Here is a 2,934-nt window from a genome sequence, read left to right as displayed (position 1 = left end):
TTTTTCTCAGCAAATTATCCACTAGCTAAACATAAACTATTTCGCAGCCATTACTGTATCGAAAGCCTTTATCCTATGGATTTTCATTCTCAAAGATACTTTTTTTGGAAACGCACTGCACTACTTTAATCCGTCTACTTCATAAAAAAAGGATCCCAAAATTTTGGGATCTCTCTTTTTCTTTTGTTTTTTATTCTTCAGAATTTTGTTGTTCTTCCTCAAGTTGTTTTTCTGTTTCTGATACTACTTCAACATCTGATTCATGTCCATCTTTAGCTGAAATAATTTCCACATTTGCATCTGGTGCTTCATTTTCAGCTTCTTCAGCATCAACTTTTGCCATTGTAGAAACGATCCCATTGTCTGCTACACGGATTAAACGAACGCCTAGTGTAGCACGACCAGTTTGTGAAATACTGTCTACACTAAAACGAATAATAACGCCTGAATTGGTAATCAGCATAATGTCTTCATCACCTTTGACAGTTGTCAAGCCAGCTAAAGGACCATTTTTTTCAGTGATATTAGCCGTTTTCACGCCTTTACCACCCCGGCCTTTAACCGCATATTCACTTGCGTTGGTCCGTTTTCCATAACCTTTTTCCGTAATGATCAACACTTCAGAATCAGGTGTCAACAGATCCATTCCTACGACGTAATCATCGTCGCGTAAGCGAATACCGCGTACGCCGCTTGCACTACGTCCCATATTCCGTACAACCGTTTCTTCAAAGCTGACGGCATAACCTAAATGCGTTCCGATAATAATCGTTTGTTTTCCATCTGTAACCGAAACGGTCATCAACTCATCATCTTCTCGTAAAACAATTGCTCTAATCCCGTTGCTGCGGATATTTGAAAAAGCAGAAATGTTTGTCCGTTTGACGGTTCCTTGACGTGTTGTAAAGAAAAGATAATGATCATCGTCTGCTTTGCCTTTGATGTTGATAACGGCTTGAATCGTCTCTTCAGAATCGATTCCCAGCAAGTTGATTACTGGTATCCCTTTTGCAGTCCGGCCATACTCAGGAATTTCATATCCTTTAGAACGGTATACTTTTCCGTTATTGGTAAAGAATAACAAGGTATCATGAGTCGAACAAGAAACCAGCGTTTCAATAAAGTCATCATCATGAACACCCATTCCTTGAACACCGCGTCCGCCTCTTCTTTGCGACTTGAACTCAGAACTTGGAAGACGTTTGATGTACCCATTATGTGTTAAGGTAATCACGATTTCTTCTTCTTCGATCAAATCTTCATCTTCAAGGCTCAATACTTCTCCGACTAATAATTCTGTCCGGCGAGCATCGCCAAAACGTTCTTGGATTTCTAGTAATTCTGTTTCAATAATGGAATGGATTCGTTCCGGATTGCTTAAAATATCTGCTAGATCCGTAATCAATGCTATTAAATCGTTGTATTCAGATTCAATTTTTTCGCGTTCCAATCCCGTTAACCGAACCATTCGCATATCCAATATGGCTTGAGCTTGCTTATCCGATAAGCCATATGTCTCAATCAACGTATTTTTAGCGATTTCTCCCGTTTTAGAACTCCGAATGATCCGAATGATTTCATCAATATGATCCAAAGCAATGCGCAAACCTTCTAAAATGTGTGCACGAGCTTCTGCTTTGCGCTTATCGTATTCTGTTCTTCTACGAATAATATTTTCTTGGTGCTTTAAATATTCTTCTAGAATCGATTTTAAGCTCAATACTTTCGGAATGCCATTCACAATGGCTAACATATTAAAACCAAAGGAGGTTTGCAATGAAGTCAATTTGTATAAATTATTTAAAACAACACTTGCACTCATATCACGACGGATATCAATGACGATCCGCATGCCGTCACGGTCTGATTCATCCGCTAGATCGGTAATACCTTCAATCCGTTTGTCTCTTGCTAAATCTGCAATCCGTTCAACTAAACGAGCTTTATTGACCATATAAGGCAATTCATGAACAATGATTCGTTCTCTGCCGTTTTTAGTCGTTTCAATCTCCACTTTCGCACGGATAATAATTGAACCTCTGCCTGTTTCATAAGCTCGTCTGATTCCTGATTTGCCCATCACCAGACCACCAGTTGGAAAATCAGGTCCTGGTAAAGCATCCATCAAGTCGGCTGTTGTGGCTTCTGGATCTTTCATCAAAATGTGCAGAGCTGAAATCACTTCCGTCAAATTATGCGGAGGAATATTCGTCGCCATCCCTACAGCAATTCCTGTCGCACCATTGACCAGCAAATTGGGGAAACGAGCCGGTAAAACATCCGGTTCTCGTTCTGAACCATCGTAGTTATCATGGTAATCGATTGTATCTTTGTTGATATCGCGCAGCATTTCTAAAGCCATCCGGGTCATCCGAGCTTCGGTATACCGCATAGCTGCGGCTCCGTCTCCATCGACTGATCCGAAGTTGCCGTGTCCATCTACTAATGGGTAACGGAAACTAAAGTCTTGAGCCATCCGAACCATGGATTCATAGATAGCACTGTCACCGTGAGGATGGTATTTCCCCATAACATCCCCAACAATACGTGCTGATTTTTTATGAGCTTTGTCGGGCGTTACGCCTAACTCGCTCATGCCAAACAAAATCCGGCGATGGACTGGTTTTAAACCATCCCGTACATCAGGTAAAGCACGCGCTACAATAACACTCATCGCGTAATCGAGGAATGAGTTCCGCATTTCATAGCTTAAATTGATATTTTCAATATTTTCTTTAAATTCTTCGGCCATTCTTCATTATCCTCCCTGACTAAATATCTAAGTTTTGAACATAGCGAGCATTGTCTTCGATGAATTTACGACGTGGCTCTACACGGTCTCCCATCAGCATATCTAGTACTTGATCGGCTTCAATTGCATCTTCGACTGATACTTGAAGCATCCGTCTATTTTCTGGATTCATCGTTGTTTCC

The 2,934-nt window shown here is 40.8% G+C and carries 2 protein-coding genes; both read right to left on the bottom strand.

Annotated elements, in window-relative coordinates; translation table 11 throughout:
- Positions 1–190: 190 nt before the first annotated feature.
- On the bottom strand, positions 191–2,752 hold the full coding sequence (gene gyrA, locus RT405_RS04835) for a DNA gyrase subunit A (RefSeq protein WP_313468041.1): 2,562 nt from the start codon (positions 2,750–2,752) through the stop codon (positions 191–193).
- 19 nt (positions 2,753–2,771) lie between these two features.
- A partial coding sequence (locus RT405_RS04830; protein WP_313468082.1) for a hypothetical protein occupies positions 2,772–2,934 on the bottom strand: 163 nt, incomplete at its 5' end.

Source organism: Carnobacterium sp., assembly GCF_032094055.1.
GTDB lineage: Bacteria > Bacillota > Bacilli > Lactobacillales > Carnobacteriaceae > Carnobacterium_A.
This window is presented reverse-complemented; position numbering and strand designations above follow the sequence as displayed.

Bases quoted from the DNA above. Each gene is read 5' to 3' on its own strand.
- gyrA (WP_313468041.1), bottom strand. From the start codon at position 2,752: ATGGCCGAAGAATTTAAAGAAAATATTGAAAATATCAATTTAAGCTAT.